At 39.6% G+C, this 19779-nt stretch carries 17 protein-coding genes and 2 pseudogenes; 11 read left to right on the top strand and 8 right to left on the bottom strand.

Annotation, left to right across the window (positions count from 1 at the left end; all coding sequences use genetic code 11):
* Positions 1–30 precede the first annotated feature (30 nt).
* The 3 genes from urtA to CDG59_RS03125 all read right to left on the bottom strand — a co-directional run bounded on the left by urtA (position 31) and on the right by CDG59_RS03125 (position 4058).
* Positions 31–1311 carry an urea ABC transporter substrate-binding protein gene (gene urtA / locus CDG59_RS03135; RefSeq protein ID WP_087543557.1) on the bottom strand — a complete coding sequence of 427 codons (1281 nt, stop codon included), beginning with the start codon at positions 1309–1311 and terminating at the stop codon, positions 31–33.
* A 258-nt stretch (positions 1312–1569) separates the two neighbouring features.
* Positions 1570–3453 carry a DNA topoisomerase IV subunit B gene (gene parE, locus CDG59_RS03130; protein WP_087543555.1) on the bottom strand — a complete coding sequence of 628 codons (1884 nt, stop codon included), beginning with the start codon at positions 3451–3453 and terminating at the stop codon, positions 1570–1572.
* A gap of 17 nt (positions 3454–3470) precedes the next feature.
* Complete coding sequence (locus tag CDG59_RS03125) at positions 3471–4058, bottom strand: YqiA/YcfP family alpha/beta fold hydrolase (protein WP_087543554.1); 588 nt, start codon at positions 4056–4058, stop codon at positions 3471–3473.
* Positions 4059–4319: 261 nt separating this feature from the next.
* Here CDG59_RS03125 and CDG59_RS03115 point away from each other — a divergent pair, with 261 nt between their 5' ends.
* Positions 4320–5666, top strand: a complete 1347-nt coding sequence (locus tag CDG59_RS03115; RefSeq protein ID WP_005156973.1) for a hypothetical protein — start codon at positions 4320–4322, stop codon at positions 5664–5666.
* A gap of 49 nt (positions 5667–5715) precedes the next feature.
* Here the strand turns inward: CDG59_RS03115 and CDG59_RS03110 are convergent, their stop codons facing one another.
* Both CDG59_RS03110 and gshA read right to left on the bottom strand, forming a co-directional pair.
* Positions 5716–6219 (bottom strand): disulfide bond formation protein B, encoded by a 504-nt coding sequence (locus tag CDG59_RS03110; protein ID WP_005156976.1) that lies wholly within the window; start codon positions 6217–6219, stop codon positions 5716–5718.
* An 18-nt stretch (positions 6220–6237) separates the two neighbouring features.
* Positions 6238–7815, bottom strand: coding sequence for a glutamate--cysteine ligase (gene gshA / locus CDG59_RS03105; RefSeq protein ID WP_087543551.1), 1578 nt, complete (start codon positions 7813–7815; stop codon positions 6238–6240).
* Between the two features lie 192 nt (positions 7816–8007).
* Between gshA and CDG59_RS03100 the strand changes: the two genes are divergently transcribed.
* From CDG59_RS03100 to CDG59_RS03090, 3 genes are read left to right on the top strand one after another with little or no spacing between them, the layout of a single operon-like run.
* The gene (locus CDG59_RS03100; RefSeq protein WP_087543549.1) at positions 8008–8547 is read left to right on the top strand and encodes a DUF924 family protein; all 540 of its coding nucleotides are present in this window, start codon (positions 8008–8010) and stop codon (positions 8545–8547) included.
* A gap of 40 nt (positions 8548–8587) precedes the next feature.
* Entirely contained in the window at positions 8588–9145 is a 558-nt protein-coding gene (locus tag CDG59_RS03095; protein ID WP_087537257.1) for a CC0125/CC1285 family lipoprotein, read from the top strand.
* Between the two features lie 18 nt (positions 9146–9163).
* A complete protein-coding gene (locus CDG59_RS03090) occupies positions 9164–10471 on the top strand; it encodes a DUF445 domain-containing protein (RefSeq protein WP_087543548.1) in 1308 nt (435 codons plus the stop codon).
* Between the two features lie 37 nt (positions 10472–10508).
* Here CDG59_RS03090 and CDG59_RS03085 read toward each other — a convergent pair whose 3' ends face one another.
* Entirely contained in the window at positions 10509–10958 is a 450-nt protein-coding gene (locus CDG59_RS03085) for a hypothetical protein (protein WP_087543546.1), read from the bottom strand.
* A gap of 318 nt (positions 10959–11276) precedes the next feature.
* Here CDG59_RS03085 and CDG59_RS03080 point away from each other — a divergent pair, with 318 nt between their 5' ends.
* Both CDG59_RS03080 and CDG59_RS03075 read left to right on the top strand, forming a co-directional pair.
* The gene (locus CDG59_RS03080; protein WP_087543544.1) at positions 11277–12431 is read left to right on the top strand and encodes a methionine aminotransferase; all 1155 of its coding nucleotides are present in this window, start codon (positions 11277–11279) and stop codon (positions 12429–12431) included.
* Between the two features lie 105 nt (positions 12432–12536).
* On the top strand, positions 12537–13904 hold the full coding sequence (locus tag CDG59_RS03075; protein ID WP_087543542.1) for an MATE family efflux transporter: 1368 nt from the start codon (positions 12537–12539) through the stop codon (positions 13902–13904).
* A 63-nt stretch (positions 13905–13967) separates the two neighbouring features.
* Here CDG59_RS03075 and CDG59_RS03070 read toward each other — a convergent pair whose 3' ends face one another.
* The gene (locus tag CDG59_RS03070) at positions 13968–14795 is read right to left on the bottom strand and encodes an SDR family NAD(P)-dependent oxidoreductase (RefSeq protein ID WP_005156992.1); all 828 of its coding nucleotides are present in this window, start codon (positions 14793–14795) and stop codon (positions 13968–13970) included.
* A gap of 305 nt (positions 14796–15100) precedes the next feature.
* Here CDG59_RS03070 and CDG59_RS03065 point away from each other — a divergent pair, with 305 nt between their 5' ends.
* The 4 genes from CDG59_RS03065 (at position 15101) to CDG59_RS03050 (ending at position 18693) form a co-directional block, all read left to right on the top strand.
* A complete protein-coding gene (locus CDG59_RS03065; protein ID WP_087543540.1) occupies positions 15101–15778 on the top strand; it encodes a TetR/AcrR family transcriptional regulator in 678 nt (225 codons plus the stop codon).
* 250 nt (positions 15779–16028) lie between these two features.
* Positions 16029–16739, top strand: coding sequence for a phosphate regulon transcriptional regulator PhoB (gene phoB, locus CDG59_RS03060; RefSeq protein WP_004659793.1), 711 nt, complete (start codon positions 16029–16031; stop codon positions 16737–16739).
* Between the two features lie 8 nt (positions 16740–16747).
* Positions 16748–18106: a phosphate regulon sensor histidine kinase PhoR gene (phoR, locus tag CDG59_RS03055; RefSeq protein WP_004659791.1), complete on the top strand. Its 1359-nt coding sequence runs from the start codon at positions 16748–16750 to the stop codon at positions 18104–18106.
* A gap of 122 nt (positions 18107–18228) precedes the next feature.
* Entirely contained in the window at positions 18229–18693 is a 465-nt protein-coding gene (locus CDG59_RS03050) for a DUF2147 domain-containing protein (protein WP_087543538.1), read from the top strand.
* Between the two features lie 141 nt (positions 18694–18834).
* Here CDG59_RS03050 and CDG59_RS03045 read toward each other — a convergent pair.
* Positions 18835–18975: pseudogene (locus tag CDG59_RS03045) on the bottom strand (chlorhexidine efflux transporter); the annotation flags it as partial.
* Between CDG59_RS03045 and CDG59_RS03040 the strand changes: the two are divergent.
* A pseudogene (locus tag CDG59_RS03040) lies at positions 18970–19299 on the top strand (LysR substrate-binding domain-containing protein); the annotation flags it as partial. The pseudogenes CDG59_RS03045 and CDG59_RS03040 overlap by 6 nt on opposite strands.
* Between the last annotated feature and the right edge of the window lie 480 nt (positions 19300–19779).

Raw genomic sequence — 19779 nt, 5'->3', positions numbered from 1 at the left:
GCTGCCAAAACAGCAGGTTGCATGGAACAATTATTTAGGAATATATGGGCTCCAAGGCTCAGCTTTGATGGTTTGAGGCGTTTTATAAACCACATCAAATTGACCATCACCACGGATTTGTCCGATCATCACAGGTTTATGTAAATGGTGATTGGTTTCATCCATTTTGAGGGTATAACCTGATGGCGCAGCAAAAGTTTGACCTGCCATCGCATCACGAACTTTATCAACGTCCGTTGTACCTGCTTTTTCAACCGCTTGTTTCCACATATTGATACCAACATAAGTCGCTTCCATCGGATCGTTGGTCACAACTTTATCGGCATTTGGAAGTTTGTACTCCACCGCATATTGCTTGAATTTATTCACAAACTCGGTGTTTTTCGGATTTTTAACTGACATGAAATAGTTCCATGCCGCTAAATGACCCACCAATGGTTTGGTATCAATTCCACGTAATTCTTCTTCGCCAACTGAGAAAGCCATCACTGGAATATCAGCAGCTTTAATACCTTGGTTGCCTAACTCACGATAGAAAGGAACGTTGGAATCGCCATTGATGGTCGAAATCACCGCAGTCTTTTTGCCTGCAGAGAATTTCTTAATATTGGAAACAATGGTTTGATAATTACTATGACCAAACGGTGTGTACTCTTCCATGATGTCTGCATCGGCAACACCTTTAGATTTTAGGAATGCACGCAGGATTTTATTGGTGGTGCGTGGGTAGACGTAATCTGTACCGAGTAAAACAAAACGTTGTGCTTTACCCCCCTCTTCTCCCATTAAATACTCAACTGCAGGAATCGCTTGTTGATTCGGCGCTGCACCTGTATAGAAAATATTTTTAGACTGTTCCTGACCTTCATATTGCACTGGATAGAACAATAAACCATTTAACTCTTCAACCACAGGAAGCACCGACTTACGTGATACTGATGTCCAGCAACCGAAAATAACGGCAACTTTGTCCTGAGTAATTAACTGACGTGCTTTTTCAGCAAATAGCGGCCAATCTGATGCTGGGTCAACAATGACAGGTTCGAGTTTTTTACCCATCACCCCGCCATTGGCATTGATTTCATTAATGGTCATCAAGGCGGTATCTTTCAGAGAGGTCTCAGAAATTGCCATCGTGCCAGAGAGTGAATGTAAAATCCCCACCTTAATCGTATCGCCACTTGCTGCAGGTGCCGCTTTCGTTTCAGTTTTTGTTTGTTCTGTTTTTTCGGCTGGTTTTGAACAACCTGCCAGACCTACCCCCATCATGGCTGCCATAAGAACGGACATTGACATTAATTTGTTTTGCATCTTTGTTCTCCACAGATTGATCTTTTGATTTTTACTGAGTGGAGTTATTCAATTTTTATGCCAAAAATTTAAGCTATTGTTTTATTTTAATATTTATTAAATAAAATAAATAAGAATCCAATCTTGTATACAACATTGCATACAAAAAGAACGAGATGAACTAAAATGATGCAGATTAATTTATCCTAAATATGGGTAGACCCTAGATAAAGAAAAGCCAAGCATGAGCTTGGCTTTTAATCTTTCAATTAAAAAGAATTAAACAACTATATCCGCTAAATTACCTTTCTGTTCTAACCAATGCTTACGATCACTCGAACGTTTTTTTGCAAGCAATTTATCTAATAACCCTGCGGTAAAATGCGCATCATCCAAATCGAGTTGGACTAAACGGCGCGTATTTGGGTCCATCGTGGTTTCACGCAATTGACTCGCATTCATCTCACCTAATCCTTTAAATCGAGTGATTTGCGGATTTTTATTACCTTTCACTTTTTTCAAAATGCTTTCGAGTTCACTATCATCCAACGCATAATAAACATCTTTACCAATATCAATACGATACAGTGGTGGCATTGCGACAAACAAATGACCATCTTCAACTAAAGTCGGGAAATGTTTCACAAACAAGGCACAGAGTAATGTCGCGATATGTAGACCATCAGAGTCTGCGTCGGCAAGAATACAGATTTTCCCATAACGCAATTCAGAGAGATCATCGCTACCCGGATCAACCCCTATGGCAATCGCAATATCATGTACCTCTTGAGAAGCGAGCACCTCATCCGAAGATACTTCCCATGTATTTAGAATTTTTCCACGAATCGGCATAATCGCTTGGAAATTCTTGTCACGCGCTTGTTTAGCACTTCCACCTGCCGAATCCCCTTCGACAATAAACAACTCACTGTCTTCACGCGTTAAACCGACACAATCAGCCAGTTTTCCAGGTAACGCAGGACCAGAGACGATCTTTTTACGCTCCACTTTTTTCGCTGCTTTTAAGCGACGCCCAGCTTTAGCAATTGCCATTTCAGCTAACTGCGTTGCAATCTCAGCATGTTGGTTTAACCATAAAGCAAAGGCATCTTTGGCAATATTCAGCAAAATATTGGAGGCTTCACGACTGGATAAGCGCTCTTTGGTCTGCCCCGAAAATTGAGGTTCTTGGAATTTCAGCGATAGAATGAAATTGACCCCATCCCAAACATCTTCTGCCGAAAGTTTCATATTACGTGGTAATAAATTACGTAATTCACAGAACTCTCGTAACGCCTCCGTGACCCCTGAACGCAATCCATTGACATGCGTACCACCTTGTGCAGTTGGAATCAGGTTGACGTAGCTTTCCTGAATCTGCTCACCCCCCTCGACATTCCAACAGATCGCAAATTCACAAGCTGCTCGCTCTGCTTGTCCACTACTGACAAAGGCAGGATCAGGTAGAATCTCTCGATCCTCAAGTTCATCCATTAAATAATCGACTAGACCATTTTCAAATTGCCATTCGATTTTTTCATTATTGATTTTATCGTCATAAATAATTTTTAAGCCCGCCGCTAAAACGGCTTTAGCTTTCAAGTTATGCTTCAATGCTTTTAGTGCAAATTTTGGACTATCAAAGTATTTTGCTTCTGGCCAAAAGCGAACGGTTGTTCCTGTCGCACGTTTCGCAACTTTACCTTCTAACACCGATAATGGTGCAACAGGTTCACCTTGTTCAAACGCCATTTGATACAAGTTACCTTGGCGTTGTACCGCAACCTCAACGCGTGTTGATAAAGCATTCACGACAGAAATACCGACACCATGTAAACCACCAGAAAATTGGTAATTATCGGTACTAAATTTTCCGCCTGCATGTAATTTGGTCAAAATAATTTCGATACCACTTTGTCCATATTCAGGATGAATATCGACTGGCATACCTCGTCCATTATCTTCGACTGACAATGAACCATCTTCATAGACCGTGACACAAATTTGATTGGCATGTCCTGCAAGTGCTTCATCCACCGCATTGTCAATCACCTCTTGCGCCAAATGGTTTGGACGTGAGGTATCGGTATACATACCGGGACGACGACGAACAGGATCTAAACCTGAAAGAACTTCAAGGGATTGTGCCGTGTATTGTGTCACTTGGTCTGACTTCCTTATTAGAGGGCTGTCGATAAAAATCGGAGTACGAAAGGTAATTTTTCTTCAAAATCATCCATTGCATGATTACCATCAGCGTCGGTTAAAATCAATGCAGATGGCTGTGCTGCATTATAATAACGTTGTGCTTGACGATAATCCAAGACTTCGTCACCTCGTTGCAACAGTACAAGAATTTTATCAGCATGCTTTAACTTCGTGTCAGCAATTGATTGTAATTGCTGCAATTGGTCGGCATCGAGTGTCCATGAATCAGTGACTTTGAGTGGGATTTGTTCAATCCCGAATAAATCTTCGAATAACTGCCATGGTTGCATAGCAGGATTAATCAGTACAGCAGGGCATCCATACTTTGCGACAAAATATGTCGCATAGAATCCCCCTAAGCTACTTCCAACCAATCTCACTTGATGGAGTGGTAAACTTTCAATCAGCTTAGAAACATCTCTTAAAACGTGTTCAGGCGGTTTATTCAAATCAGGTAAATGCACATCAGCATGCTCAACATTTGTGCAATATTGTTCTAATTGTTGCCCCTTTTTTGACATGGGGCTGCTTTGAAAGCCATGTAAATAAATAATTTGCATACGCACCATAATAGACAACAGCTTGACTTATTATCAAATAAATCACATTATTTAAGTTAATAGATAAATAAATAACAATATAAATTACATTTAAGCTTGATATTGTCTGACACAAAAAACGATTGTGCGCTCCGTTCATCAGTATTCTAAAAAAATTACTTATGAAACACATAAGATGTAAGCGTTTGTTGTAGTTTATCTAAAGAATATTAAGTCAATTACTTCAAACCTTCGGTATATATCAAGGATGGGGAAATCAATATGCCAAGTTTAACGCCTCTGCATGAAACCTACTGCAAATGGGACAGTACACCCCCGAGTCAGGCAGATGTTTTGGAAGGTTTGGCGCAAGTTGTGAGCACGAGCTTAAGTGGTGTTCACGAATTGGTGCAATTAGTGCAAACAGAAGTGTTACGGACAACACTTGGTTTAAGCGCACAAAAAGCTAAAAATTTACAGAAACTTCCACAGTTACAAAAATTTTATCAATTTTCTTATGACACATTACAGAAGTACGGTAGCAGTTTTCTTGCACCAAGTTTACGTCATATTATTGAAAAATTCCCTGTGCTGCATGATAAACCCCTGACACCAACACTGCATTTCGTGGTGGGTGCATTAAACGGGATTTTTGGAGACTTTTTCTTAAAACAACACAACCCAATGGCTTTACCTATGGTGCTTTATGATCATTATGGATCATTACAACAAGGTGAATTAACTGGTCGTATTGTCATTCTTACACATGGTCTGTGTATGAATCATCTCAGCTGGTCAAATAGCCGTTATGGTGGAATTGGTGAACGTCTGCTTGCGCAACGGGACAACAACACCATGTTATATCTGAACTACAATACAGGGCGTCGTATTTCTGCAAATGGTCGAAGCTTTGCCAATGTACTTGAAGATTTAGTACAACGAAATCCAAGAATCACCAGCATTGATTTAATCGGACATAGTATGGGTGGCTTGGTTTCTCGTAGTGCCCTATTTTATGGCAAACAGAATCTCTATCAATGGGTGCATATGGTTGAGAATTTAGTTTGTATTGGTTCGCCACATCATGGTGCGGCGCTAGAACGCTTTGGTTTTATTTTGCAAGATAAATTGGGCGCGTTCCCTTTTATTAGCTTAATTGGTCAACTGATCAACATTCGTAGTAATGGTATTTTAGATTTGCGTCATGGCAGTGTTCGAGATGACGATTGGGAACATAATAATGCACGTATTGGCTTTGCTGATGATAATCGTAAACCTGCACCATTACCCTCTCATATCAATACCTTCTTAATCGCAGGTACTTTAGAATTTGAGAAATTGCGTAATAAAGCACTCTCTGTCATTGGCGATTATTTGGTCAGTGTGGAAAGTGCGCTAGGTGAACATCAAAATCCACGCTTCCAACTTAAATTACCAGAAACCCATAAAGCCGTATTCTATGGTTTAAACCATTTTGAAATTCAGTACCATTCGAGTGTTGCTGAACAGATTACACGTTGGTTATATCCCGATGTTGACGAAGTCGTTGAGGAAGGTATCCAAACACATTTAATCAATGTTCCGAATAATTATACTTTTGATGATTTAGATGGCATCGTAGAAACCTGATGTCAGTCTTCTTGATCTAAAAAAAAGCCAACTCACGTTGGCTTTTTTATTATTTAGCAACACTATAATGTCTAAACAACTGCCACAAACATACCAATAAGATCAAACTAAAATACAGCAACGACCACACGGGTAGAGATTGTCCTAAGAAAGTCCAATCTATTGCTGCACATTCGCCTGAACCTGAAAGCACTTCCTGAAATACCGCTTTCATTGGCAATGCATCAACTAAATAGTCCAAGCCTGGACCGCAACTTGGCACCTTATCAGGTGGTAAATGCTGTAGCCAAACATGACGAGATGCCACGCCCACTGACCAACCGATGGATAAGGTTGCTAATAGTGCATAAAAACGTTTAAAACCATTTGAAATCGGATTATGAATAAATGCGACTAATGCAATCAATCCCATTCCAATTAAGCCAATACGTTGGAAAATACACAGTGGGCAAGGCTCTAAACCTTGCACATGTTCTAAATACAACGCAAACGAGATACCAATAATACTCGTTAGTACCAATAATGCACTAACTAAGCGGTAAGTCCATCGCATGGGAAGTCCTCTAAAATTTTAACGGTATTGCGCAAGATATTGTTCAAAGCTGATGTCATTATCTTGTTCAAGTTGCGCCTGTTTTTGCAACGATGTTTGCGCTAATTCTGCAAAATATTGTTCTCTTTCTGCACTCAATTGATGTTGTTCATAACGATTGACATGTTGTTGAGCCATGACACTCCCGAAGCTCCATGTCCCACCATGATCCAAAGTATCTTTAATCACATGCGCGGAAAGCGTATTTTCAACATGATCTAAACGCTGCTGCATCACTTGGATTGCCTCAGAATATAACTGTGAACCATCCATTTGATCTAACAAAGTAGCGCAGTCTTGAATCACATTTAAATGACGTTGTGCCCAATCATGCAGTGAAACTATTGTTTCACCTTCTATAATTTTAGCATCTACTGCACGTCCACGATTGACCACTTCAGTTTGATTATGATCAATCTGTTCCTGTTCATCGGCAAATAAATCAGGACTGTCATTTAATAAACAATACAATGCTAAACTTTCAAGAAAACCCGCTGAAATTTCATCAATTCCAATCGCACTATAAGGGTTCACATCTACGGCACGTAATTCTACATAGCCAACACCACGATTCTTCAATGCTTGTGATGGGGTTTCACCTGCTTGTGGTACTTGTTTCGGACGAACTAGACTGTAGTATTCATTTTCGATTTGGAGCACGTGATCATTGATTTGAATCGGCTCACCCTGTTCATCATTTAAACCTAAATCGGTAAATTCAGGATAAGGGGTATGTACCGCTTTCTGTAATCCATCAAGATAATCGTGTAGATCGTTATAATGGATGCCCAATTCTTTTTGTGCTGAATTTTGGTATCCCAAGCGCCCCATGCGTAAGGCAGTTGCTTCAGGTAAATAGAGAGTGCCCTTGACCAGTGGCTGTAGATGATGTTCACGGCCTGTTAGGAAACAGCGGCAGACCGATGGGCTTGCACCCAACAAATACATCACTAAAGGGGTAAGTCGGATAAAGTTTCGAATCAGGCCAAAATAACGATGGCTACGATAATCCTGCAAACTGAGTTGTTTTAATTCTGGCTTGGTTTCATGTTGTTGCAATACTGAAAACAATTGATCAGGAAAAGATAAATTGTAATGCACGCCAGAAATGGTTTGCATACGGCGGCCATAACGTACACCTAAACCATGACGGTATAAGGTTTTAAAGCGGCCAATATTAGAAGTGCCGTACTGTGCTAATCGAATATTTTCTTCATTATCATCCAACATACACGGCATGGACAGTGGCCATAATCTTTCGCCTTCTTCTAGCTGCTGATGTACCACGCTATGAATATCTCTTAATTCATCTAATGCAGCCGCGATGGTTGTTTTCGGTGTAGTAATAAACTCCATCAATGCTTCTGAATAATCTGTCGTAATATGCGGATGTGTTAGTGCAGAACCTAAAGCTTCTGGATGATTTTTTTGTGATAAAAATCCATTGCTTTGCATACGTAAACTTTCGCGTTCAATACCGCGTAGCATCCCCTTTAATAGCGAAGCATCTACACAAGTCGGTATCACAGAGGAAGAATGTATGCTGGGTTGATTCATAATTTATATGCTCGCTTATTTAAGATCAGCCAACCACATGAATGGTCGCGACTTGGTTATTCTGCCAATTATAACGACAATTGTGATCTAGTCATCTGATTTAGTTTGGCAATTTTTATCACAATCTTGTTATATAAGACATGCTGAAATTGTGATTTTATTAAAAATAAATTTTCCCATGAGCACTGAACTATGCAAGCACAGGATATTCTTAATTTTTGGTTTAATCCTGAACACCGTTCACTTTGGTTTGCCAAAAGTGATGAATTTGATGCAAAAATTCGCGACCAATTTCAAATAATTCACCATCAAGCGACCCAAGCAGAGCTTTGGTCTTGGCGACACACACCAGAAGGTCGTTTAGCCGAAATCATTGTGTTGGATCAATTTTCTCGCAACTTATATCGTGATCAAGCGCAAGCTTTTGCCTATGACAGCATGGCATTGATGCTTGCTCAAGAAGCAATTAGTTTACAATTCGATGCTCAACTGAATCCCGAACAACGCTCATTTTTATATATGCCATTTATGCATAGTGAATCTAAATTAATGCACGAGTTTGCTTTAAAACTGTTCCAACGTTTAGGGAACGAAATTAATTTGAGCTTTGAAAAAAAGCATAAAGTGATTATTGACCGTTTTGGGCGTTATCCACATCGTAATGCCATCTTAGGTCGAAGCTCGACACCTGAAGAACTGACCTTTTTAACACAACCAAATAGCAGCTTTTAAGTCTTTCGTCTCCTGAGACATTGAACATAGGAATTGCAAAATGAAATCTTTATTCATATGTGCCCCTCTCCTTGTTACATTAACACTGGCAGGATGTGTAACTGTTCCATCAAAACCCAAAACCTTCGATCAACTGGGTCAATTCACCGCTTATCCATTGAATAACAAAACTTACCGTATTGGTTTCCAAGCAGATAATAATTTGAGTTATGGTACGGCAGAGGAAATTACTTTACTCAAAGCCGCACAAACTACAGTCAAAAACGGTTTCCGTTATTTTACTGTTGTTGATGATCCGAGTAACGCACGACATAAAACGCAACGCCAAGCTGTGATTTATCCGACACCCTCTTATTACCCATATGGTTATTATCGCCGACATCCAGCCTTTTGGCCTGACCCATTCTATGATATGCCTCAAGTGGTCAATCTTGATCCAATCCAAGTGTCGTATACTATCGAGTGTTTTCAGACTCAGCAGCAATCACCTGATGCTTTTGATGCGCAACTCATTTTGCAATCATTAGGGCAAAAATACGGATTGAGTCCAACAGGAGACGTGTTGCAGCCCCCTGTACTACCTCAAAACAAAAAGTAAATTGATAAGGATGACTCAATGAATTCAGTCGAAGAAATCCACGTACCGAGCCTGCAAAGAAGTAAGTACTTCGCCACTATGGCATTGATCATTGCGGTTGTAGCATGGATTGGCTTAATGGTCGCGGCGCATTTTTTACCTGAATATAAATGGGTCATTCATATTTTTATGTTAGGTGCGGAAGCAGGTGTAGTTGGTGGGCTGGCTGATTGGTACGCTGTCACTGTACTTTTCCGCAATCCTTTTGGAAAAATGCCTTTACCCAAACTATTGCGTGACCATACCGAAATCATTCCACGGAATAAAGCGCGTATTGCAGAATCAATGGGCCGCTTTGTACAAGAAAACTTTTTATCTCCTCAAATCGTTGAACGCAGTTTAAAAAATGCTGACCTCAGTTTGGCCGTCGGTCAATGGCTAGCCAACCCTCAAAATAACCAACAAGTCGTACAGATGATTCAACATACTGTACCGAAAATTTTTGAATTTGTGAGCCAAGATCAAATTGCCCACTTTGTGCAAAACAATAGTGTGCAATGGGTACGCAGTACCAAAATCAATAAACTCGCCAGTGAAATGTTACGTGCTGTTTTGGAAAATGATTTCCATCAAGACGTATTACAACGCGGTCTTGATTTAGCGCATGAGTGGATGGTCTCTCATCCTGAAAAGGCAAGAGATCTATCACGTAAACTGTTCCAAGAATTAGGTGTTTGGAAACTCGCCAAAGGCGCAAGCTGGATTGGGATTGATGTGCAACAACGGACAATTGACTCACTGATTGAAAAAGTTGAATCCATGCTGGCTAACCCTGAACATCCGTGGCGGCAGGACATTGAGACCACCACGCATAATCTGATGTTACAGCTTGCGGACAGCAACAGTGAAGCCAGCAAGCGCTTAAATCAGAGCAAGGATGATGTGCTAGACAGTCCACAGGTGCTGAACTTTATTAGTGGTGCTGTGGCAATTTTATGTGATGCGATTAAAACCGATTTAATGCAGGAAAATTCTGGTATTGCAACGAATTTACAGGCTGCGATACAACAGCTTGGTGAAAGCTTGATTCAGAATGAAAAAGTCCGTCAGGTTCTGAATGAAAAAATGGTCGGCTTAGCGACGAATTTCAGTGAACAATACAGCGACAAGATCATCCGTTATATCAGCGAACGTATCCACGAGTGGGATTCACGCGAAATGATCGCCAAAATCGAGAGTGAGGTCGGTGGTGATTTGCATATGATCCGCGTCAACGGTGTGATTGTCGGGGCGTTTATTGGTTTGGCGCTGGGTATCATTCGTGCCATTGTTGAAAATGTTTTGTAAATAGCAACAGAACGATGGGGGAATTTGCTCCTCATCGTTATGCAGATTGCACCAGTTGCTGTTTACTTTCTTGATAATAACGAATCAAAGTATCTGTATCTTGTTTTAAAAATGCAGTTAGATAGGCTTTCACTTGTACCAATGAAAGTTGTTTAAAATGAACTTTTTCTTTCGCCTGTCGTGTAACTAATCCAAATATTTGTTTTTTAGGGACAACCACTGGAATGTCTGTCTTGACGATAAAGTTAAGTTCCTGAGATGATCCGTAGGTATTCAATACGATTTCTATGGTCTGTTCTGTCTTTTCATCGGTAATGGTAAACGTTGGGCTAGCACCATCAAGCTGCAGCCAACGGCTTAATTGTTTTTTCCAGCCCATTTTATCAAAACGAGTTAATACCCCAATGGTATTCAGTGCCTCAAGCTGCTCTACATCTTTTAAATCAATATGATGTGGGTAGCGTATTTTTAGATCGAAACTGTCCATTACTCTATGTCCCATTTCACGATAATTGGTATTTAATTGAACCCCTCGATAGAAATTATAGCGCTTTACAGCAGCAACTAAAATAGCGTATCATCATGAAAAACAACAATTTTTTAGACAATTTTCAATAAAAAATGACCAATTCCGTCACTATTGTTTTTATTCAGACACAATTACCTGCTTTTTCCTGACATAAGACACCTTTTTCAGTCGATTAACGGCAAAATTCAACATTTACCTTAATCACAATAACTTGGTCAGGCATCACTTTTCACTATACAATCACGGCAAAACAAAACGTCAATCAGGTTAAAAACAATGTTGCAGCTTCAGTCAAAACTTCCAAGCCAAGGCGTGACTATTTTTAGCGTGATGACTGAACTCGCACAACGACTGAATGCACTGAATCTGTCTCAAGGCTTCCCCGATTTCCCTGCTCCACCTGCATTGCTTGAAGCGCTGAGCCAAGCCACGCTTTCAGGTTATAACCAATACCCTGCGGGAGATGGTGTTTTAGTACTCAGAGAACAACTGGCCAAACAGTTTTTACAGCGAGATCAACTGCAACTCGATCCTGTCACCGAAATCACCATTACCCCTGGCGCAACCATTGCGATTTTTTGTGCCATTCAAGCCTGTATCCATGCAGATGATGAAGTTATTATTTTTGACCCGAGCTATGACAGCTATGCCCCTGCAGTACAACTGGCAGGGGGGAAATCCGTTCATATTCATTTAGAGGTACCAACATTTCAGGTGAATTGGCAAAAAGTTAAAGATTGTATCAATGCAAAAACTCGCATGATTATCGTCAATACACCGCATAATCCGACTGGTGCGATTTGGTCAGAACAAGACTGGCATCAACTGATTGAACTCATTCAAGATAAAAATATCGTTGTGCTCTCTGATGAGGTCTATGAACATCTCGTTTTTGATGGACAAAAACATTTTAGTGCACTGCAATTCCCCGAATTACGTGAACGCAGTTATGTAATCGGTTCTTTTGGCAAAAGTTATCATGTCACAGGTTGGAAAACGGGTTATTGCGTTGCAGCACCACATTTAATGCGTTTGTTTCGTCAAATATATCAATTTGCCAATTTCTGCGGCACCACACCTTGCCAAATAGCATTAGCGAACTATATGCAGCAACATCCTGAGCACGTTCAGGAACTCCCGAACTTTTATCAGGCAAAACGGGATCTTTTTAATACCCAAATTCAAAACTCACGTTTGCAATTTATTCCATCACAAGGCACTTATTTCCAAAATCTCGATTATAGTGCGATTCGCCCTGACTTGAATGATGTGGAAATGTGCCAATTCCTCGCAGAGCAACACAAAATTGTCGCGATTCCTATTTCCGTTTTTTATCAACAAGCGCCCGAGTCACTACGCCTGATTCGATTCTGCTTTGCCAAAACTGATCAGACTTTACAAGGTGCAGGAGCAATCCTTGCAGAGTGTTGATCAACAAAAATAAACCGAACAATCATGACTTCAACCTGATTGATGATGGTATGGTGGAAAAAGAAAAAATAGAAACGTTTCTGGGCGAAGCGTGAAGGAAATAGAATGACACCACGCCAACCTTTGGTCATGCAACCCAATCTCTGGAAAACATTTTTTGTTTTTCTGGTTCCCTTGATTGCCACCAACATTTTACAGAACTTATCAGGAACGATTAATACCATCTTTGTCGGTCAAATGATGGGAGTAGATGCGATTGCTGCGGTGTCTGTATTCTTCCCAATTCTTTTCTTTTTATTGGCATTTGTGATCGGGATCTCAGCGGGAACGACTGTACTGATTGGACAGGCATGGGGTGCGCAAAATCTTGAAAAAGTCAGAAGTGTGATTGGCTCTACCCTATTTATGACGTTGATTGGTGGCAGCATTATTGCTGTTTTAGGTTGGAGCTTTGCCGAGCATATTTTGCAATTATTAGGTACAGATCCTAAAGTCATGCACCTCTCTTTGCCCTATGTTCGATGGATGCTGGTGGGTAGTCCATTACTGTTTGTCTATATTATTTATACTTCGATTTTACGCGGTGTCGGTGATAGTGTTACCCCTCTAATTGCATTGAGCCTAACCAGTCTGATTGGTTTGGCGGTAACACCTGTTTTGCTCAAAGGCTATTTTGGATTCCCTGCTCTGGGCATTGTCGCGCCTGCTGTTGCAACAATCATGGGATATGCCGCAGTCCTTATTTTTCTGAGCTTCTATCTCAATTATAAGAACCATCCACTGAAAATAGATGCCCGTCTATTGAAAAGTATTCGTCACGATAGCAACCTAAGCAAACTAATCTTAAAGCTTGGTATCCCAACAGGCATCCAAATGGTGACAACTTCATTGGCAGGCTTAGTCATTATTGGTTTGGTTAATCATTATGGTGCACATGCGACCGCAGCATATGGTGCAGTGAACCAAGTACTCAACTATATTCAATTTCCAGCCCTCTCTATTTCAATTGCGGCTTCTATTTTTGCCGCTCAAGCGATTGGTGCAGGCAAACCCGAACTATTAGCCAAAGTCACACGAACCGCTTTGGGAATGAATGTCATATTTACTGGTAGTTTGATCACTTTGGCTTACTTATTTTCCAAATATTTAATGGCTCTATTTATTACCGATCACAGCGTCATTGAACTTGGGCAGCAGCTCTTATTTATTGTGTTATGGTCAATTTTATTCTTCGGTGCGAGTGCTATTTTTGCTTCAATCATGCGAGCTAGTGGAACCGTCAATGTTCCCATGATGATTAATATTCTCACTATTATTCTAATTGAAGTCCCTTGTGCCTATTGGTTTAGTTCGTTATGGGGCTTAACGGGCATTTGGACTGCTTATGCACTTTCTTTTGTCTGCTTATGCATATTACAAGCCTCTTATTATCAGTTCGTTTGGAAGAAAACCAAGATCAAAGTCCTTATTTAAAAATTTCTTTGATCCTCAAATAAAAAAGCCATTCTCTAAGAATGGCTTCTTTATGCTTGCAACTTACATCATTTTCGTTGCAATCGCTGCAAGACGTTGATAACCCGTTGGGAATAAACGCTGGAAAGAATCCACAATACGCGCATCTGTTCCAATTAACAGACGGCGTTTATCTTTCAACACTGCATTTAAAATCTGACGGGCCGCCTCTTCTGGTGGTGTACGTAAGAATTTATCAAACTGCTTGATCGATTTGTTTGGATCCATGCCCAAGCTCTTTAAACTGTCATTCATTTTCGCCGCTTTTGCGATATTGGTACGGATACCACCTGGGTGTACACAAAGAGAACTTACGCCACTCTTTTCAATATCAAGTTCTTGACGTAATGATTCAGTAAAACCACGTACCGCAAATTTTGTTGCATTGTATGCAGATTGTGTTGGTTGCGAAGTTAAACCAAAAATACTTGAGATATTGATGATATGACCATCTTTGGTTTGCTTAATGAATGGTAAAAATTCTTTGGTGCCGTAAACCACGCCCCAAAAGTTAATGCCTACAATCCATTCCAAATCTTCATAACTTGCGCCTTCAACAGTTGAGCCAAGTGCCACACCTGCGTTATTAAAAATCATATTCACTGAGCCATGATCTTGAACAGTTTCTTGCGCCCATTGCTTCACCGCTTCACGGTTTGAAACATCAAGAACTTTGGTCGTTACTTTGATTGGATTTTGTTTTACCAACTCAACAGTTTGCGCTAATCCTTTCTCATTTATATCACTCAATGACAAATGGCAACCTTGTTTAGCCAATAAAATTGCCAATTGCTGTCCAATCCCAGAACCTGCACCTGTGATCGCTGCGACTTTATTTTTAAAATTTTTCATTGCCTATCCTTTGTATTTCGAATGATATGCACACATTTGTCTTGATCATGTGCAGTTTAAGCTATAACCAATATAATTTTGACAATACGTGTTGTCAATATAGTACACTACAGCTTTAAGACAAATGGCAATAACCAACATATTGCTTGTCATATTAGGTCTATTTACATTTCATGACGTAAGATGTTTAGACACGATGAAATAAGTTTTACGAAATTTAGTTATTATAAATTCGCAAGACCTGTTTAAAATGCAAATAAATCTTAGACATACGATTTAAAGACTTTTTAGGGAACGGTTTTTCCATGGCAACTGAAGATCTAGCGACACGCAAGAAAAATAATACCGAAGCGAAAGAGCGCCAGTTTAAAGGTCTCTCTTTAACTGAACGCAAAGAAGCTCGCCGCGAAAAATTGATTGAAGCAGGCATTGCGACCTATGGTACACAGGGTTTTTTTTCGGTCACTGTCAAAGATGTCTGTAATGAGGCGAAGCTGACTGAGCGTTATTTTTATGAATCATTTAAGAAAAGTGAGGAGCTTTTCCAAACGGTATTCTTAAAAATGATTGGCAAAATGCAAAATTGCTTAACCCAAGCTGTGCTCATGGCTGCACCTGAACCTAAGAATATGGTCACGGCAGGTTTATCCGCATTATTAAGTGCAATTAAAGATGACCCTCGTATGGCACGAATTATTTATATCGATGCCATGTTGGTTCAAGACTTGCATAATCAAGCCACGATTCAAGAAACCTTGACCCAATTTGATCGTATTATTCAAGCATTCATGATGATTACCATGCCAAATGCACCCCAAAGTGGTGAAGAAGTTTCATTAATGGCAACAGGTTTAAATGGTTATGTGACGCATATTATTATTCGTTGGGTTTCCGAAGGTTTTAAACAGCCCTTAGAGGATGTGTTATCTGCTTGTTGTGCTGTGTTTTTATCATTTATTGAAACCACCTCACAAAAAAATTAAAATCCTTTTACAGTTTTGTGACGAACAAAATAAAAAGGTTTCGATGGTATTAAACAAATGAATTCATTTATTTTATTTGCAAACAACTTGTCATTATTTGGTCACTACTCTGCCTTAGAATTGTCACAATTTATTGCTAAATTCGACTTTATTAACTGTTTTGCAATGATATTGTCATAATTAATCTTTGTAATAAGCCTGTCATAACAACAAAACGGTTCACCGTTACAGATTTTAAGGGTATTGCGCAGTGAAAGATGACTATATTTTAATTGTCGATGATGAGCTACCGATCCGCGAAATGATCCATACCTCTTTGGATATGGCAGGCTTCCAATGTTTACAAGCTGAGGATGCAAAACAAGCGCATCAGATTATCGTCGATCAGCGTCCTGCTCTTATTTTGCTGGATTGGATGCTACCGGGTGGTGTCAGTGGTGTAGATCTATGCCGTCGTCTCAAACGTGATGAAAACTTAGCTGAAATTCCTGTCATCATGCTGACAGCACGTGGTGAAGAAGACCATAAAGTGCAAGGGCTAGATGCGGGTGCAGATGATTACATGACCAAACCATTCTCTACACGTGAATTGGTTTCTCGTATCAAAGCTGTATTGCGTCGTGCAAATGCACTCAGTGGCGAAAAAGTCATTGATGCTAATGGCTTAATGCTTGATCCAGTCAGTCAGCGTGTGAGCTTTGGTAACAGTATTCTCGATATGGGTCCAACCGAATATCGTTTATTGGCTTTCTTTATGACGCACCCTGAACGTGCGTATACACGTGCACAATTACTGGATCAAGTTTGGGGCGGTAATGTCTATATCGAAGATCGTACCATTGACGTGCATATCCGACGTTTACGCAAAGTCTTAGAACCTTTTGGCGTAGATCGTTTTGTACAAACAGTACGTGGCACAGGCTATCGTTTTTCTACACGAGCTGATTTAGCAGCAGGTTAAAATCCTTTATGTATGAACCTTATCCCGTCCCTGAACTGGCACGTGAACATCAACGTTTCCGTCACAGCAATTTATGGACGTTTGCAAAACAAGATCTAAGACTGCTACTTTTTTTCTTATTGATTGCGAGCTTAATTGGATTCGGGGTTGGATACTTTTGGAGCTGTATTTTTGTCGCGTTTGTCGTTTTTTTTATACTCCAACTGCGCTCACTGTATTTAGTCAATGAGTGGATCTCAAATCGTCCCTATGATGTTCCCCCAAATCTAAGCGGTATTTGGGGTGCATTATTATTTAATGTCTATCGAGCACAGCGACAAGAACGTATCGTTCAAGCCGAAATGGTAGGTTTGATTGATCGTGCTCAATCATCTCTGGTTGCATTGGCGGAAGCTGTCGTTTTGATTGATGACCAACATCAGATTGAATGGTGGAATCCTGCTGCCGAGAAGTTATTGGGCATCAATCCTTTGGATCGCGGACGTAATTTACTGGCTATTTTGCGTCAACCTAGCTTTATTGAATATTTTAATCATATCGATCAAGCACCTGATGGTATCCGTTTACAGGCTCAAATGGACGAAGACCGATATGTGCAAGTGAAGTTGACTCGTTTTGGTGGCGAAAGCCGCTTATTGGTAGCATATGACACCACTCGCGTACATAATCTTGAACAAATGCGTAAAGACTTCGTGGACAACATTTCTCATGAATTACGTACACCACTCACCGTATTGAGTGGTTATATCGAAACATTTATCGATCAAGATGACATTACTCCTCGCTGGAAACGTGCTTTCACTCAAATGCAATCACAAACCAAACGCATGAATGCATTGGTGAATGATTTATTGCTTTTATCCAATTTAGAAAACAATAAAAAAGTTGCTAAAAATCAAATTATTGACATGGCAAATTTGATGAATCAATTATTTGATGATGCGCGTGCTTATAATCTCGATTATGGTCATACTTTAAATTTAGATATCGACAGTCATTGTGATTTAATCGGCTCTGATATGGAAATTGCCAGTGCGTTTAGTAATTTAATCACCAATGCAATTAAATACACACCGAAAGGCGGCATTATTACGATTGGCTGGCATGAAGATGGCGATCACGCTTACTTTACCGTACAAGATAATGGGATTGGCATTAATCCAAAACATCTACCCCGTTTAACTGAGCGCTTCTATCGTGTTGACAGCGCACGTAGCCGTCAGACAGGAGGGACAGGTTTAGGCTTAGCAATTGTCAAACATGTGTTAATGCAACATGGTGCGCATTTAGAAATTAGCTCCAAAGAAAACGAAGGCTCAACCTTTACCGCTGTCTTTCCCAAAGAACGTTTGTATCGTATAGGTTAAAATAGAGGGAGCTAAAATTGCTCCCTAAATATTTGATATTACAATTTAATTACAATAATAATATAATAATATTTTGATTAATTTCACCGCTCACACATTTCTCTTTAGACGTAATATATTTTATGAATTCTCATTTCTTTCGTAGTTTCGCCTTTCTCCTAGGCTTAAGTAGTTCATTTTCAGCGATCGCCATGCCTACTGATCCATTGATCGGTACTTGGAAAGTGGTAGATGAACGGAGTGGTTCTTATCTATCTGATATTGTGATCAGACGTAATTCTAAAACTGAACAATACAGTGCTGTCATTGTGAAAATGTATCCTCAAGGCAAAGATGCGATTCCTACACTATGCACCCCTTGTACTGGTGCTTTAAAAAATCAGCCGATTATTGGTATGGAAGTACTGAGTAATCTTAAAATGCTGAATTTAAATGAAGAATTTGGACAAGGTGTATGGATCAATCCTTATGATGGATATAAATATAGTTTGAATGCACGTTTAAGCAAAACAGGTAAAATGCTCACGGTAAATGCGAAAAACCCGAATAATAATACGTTTAGAAATATGACGTGGATTCGTCTCTAAATTAGAAATCTCTCTTTCAGAATTAGATTAAAAATCCATCAAAAAAAAGAGCGTATATAAATACGCTCTTTTTTCAAGTAATTCTATGATTTTGAGATCAATAACACATAGATAAAAATACATTTCAAATGAAGGAATGACTTAAACAGATACAGGTTTCGACTCTACCAAATGACTGGGTAAACCAAAAATATGGTCGAAAAGATAATTATAAACAAAGGTATAACAAGGTATCAGAACCATCAGGCTGAAATCTAACAAAAATGCTTTTATTAAACTGATCTACATGATCCTAGACAAATTATTGTCGCGAGTAAACATTATGCTTTACCCGATCCACGCATTCTGGTTTCTGAAACTGATTGGATGACTGATAATTTGTCGATGGCAATTCAGATGGTCGAGCAAGGATTGGGCTGGGGAAATTTTCCCCTTTCTGTTGTGAAAGCGCATTTTAACCAGCAAAGTTTAGCTCGTTTAGCATTTAGTGATACGACCAATCGGTTAGATATGCCAATTCATGCGATTTGGCCAAGCTACAAATCGCTCAGCCAATCTCTGCAATTTCTTATTGAGTTTTGGGCAAAACAAATTCAAATCGAATAAAAAAAAGCCCGACATCCTGTCGGGCTTTTTCGTATTTCGCACTTTAGGTATAACTCCTGTCCTACCTCACGTCCTGATGCTCAAACTTATCATTCTTGTTTTATGTTTTGGAACTTCCTGTTCCTGATGAGCCCATATTAGGTGATTTAGATGGGTACGGATATGGGTCATTGACTGGAATTGGTGTAAGAAAAAGCGTACATGGTTAATTTTATACTTGGTAAAAAATATCAAAACTGCTCAAAAAGAAGCCAACTTATTTCTGTGTCTGCTTTTTGGTGTTTTTTTAGGTTATGTTAAATTTATAAAAAAATTGATTTAATTAAAATAATTAAGATTTATTTCGGATACCGCCTATTATGTTAAATGGAGGGAGGAGGAGCAGAATAATTAAGCTTCTCTTTATGAAAGTACTTCTTTCCGTCAAAGGATAGATACGATGTGTAATCAGTATCAATCATCAGAATAAGTGGTTTTTCA

It is taken from the genome of Acinetobacter sp. WCHA29, assembly GCF_002165335.1.
Classification (GTDB): Bacteria; Pseudomonadota; Gammaproteobacteria; order Pseudomonadales; family Moraxellaceae; genus Acinetobacter.
This window is presented reverse-complemented; position numbering and strand designations above follow the sequence as displayed.

What these genes read in the sequence shown, in the direction of transcription:
- urtA (WP_087543557.1), bottom strand. Translation starts at nt 1,311, where the DNA reads ATGCAAAACAAATTAATGTCAATGTCCGTTCTTATGGCAGCCATGATG.
- CDG59_RS03125 (WP_087543554.1), bottom strand. Translation starts at nt 4,058, where the DNA reads ATGCAAATTATTTATTTACATGGCTTTCAAAGCAGCCCCATGTCAAAA.
- CDG59_RS03115 (WP_005156973.1), top strand. Translation starts at nt 4,320, where the DNA reads ATGCCAAGTTTAACGCCTCTGCATGAAACCTACTGCAAATGGGACAGT.
- CDG59_RS03110 (WP_005156976.1), bottom strand. Translation starts at nt 6,219, where the DNA reads ATGCGATGGACTTACCGCTTAGTTAGTGCATTATTGGTACTAACGAGT.
- gshA (WP_087543551.1), bottom strand. Translation starts at nt 7,815, where the DNA reads ATGAATCAACCCAGCATACATTCTTCCTCTGTGATACCGACTTGTGTA.
- CDG59_RS03100 (WP_087543549.1), top strand. Translation starts at nt 8,008, where the DNA reads ATGCAAGCACAGGATATTCTTAATTTTTGGTTTAATCCTGAACACCGT.
- CDG59_RS03095 (WP_087537257.1), top strand. Translation starts at nt 8,588, where the DNA reads ATGAAATCTTTATTCATATGTGCCCCTCTCCTTGTTACATTAACACTG.
- CDG59_RS03090 (WP_087543548.1), top strand. Translation starts at nt 9,164, where the DNA reads ATGAATTCAGTCGAAGAAATCCACGTACCGAGCCTGCAAAGAAGTAAG.
- CDG59_RS03085 (WP_087543546.1), bottom strand. Translation starts at nt 10,958, where the DNA reads ATGGACAGTTTCGATCTAAAAATACGCTACCCACATCATATTGATTTA.
- CDG59_RS03080 (WP_087543544.1), top strand. Translation starts at nt 11,277, where the DNA reads ATGTTGCAGCTTCAGTCAAAACTTCCAAGCCAAGGCGTGACTATTTTT.
- CDG59_RS03075 (WP_087543542.1), top strand. Translation starts at nt 12,537, where the DNA reads ATGACACCACGCCAACCTTTGGTCATGCAACCCAATCTCTGGAAAACA.
- CDG59_RS03070 (WP_005156992.1), bottom strand. Translation starts at nt 14,795, where the DNA reads ATGAAAAATTTTAAAAATAAAGTCGCAGCGATCACAGGTGCAGGTTCT.
- CDG59_RS03065 (WP_087543540.1), top strand. Translation starts at nt 15,101, where the DNA reads ATGGCAACTGAAGATCTAGCGACACGCAAGAAAAATAATACCGAAGCG.
- phoR (WP_004659791.1), top strand. Translation starts at nt 16,748, where the DNA reads ATGTATGAACCTTATCCCGTCCCTGAACTGGCACGTGAACATCAACGT.
- CDG59_RS03050 (WP_087543538.1), top strand. Translation starts at nt 18,229, where the DNA reads ATGAATTCTCATTTCTTTCGTAGTTTCGCCTTTCTCCTAGGCTTAAGT.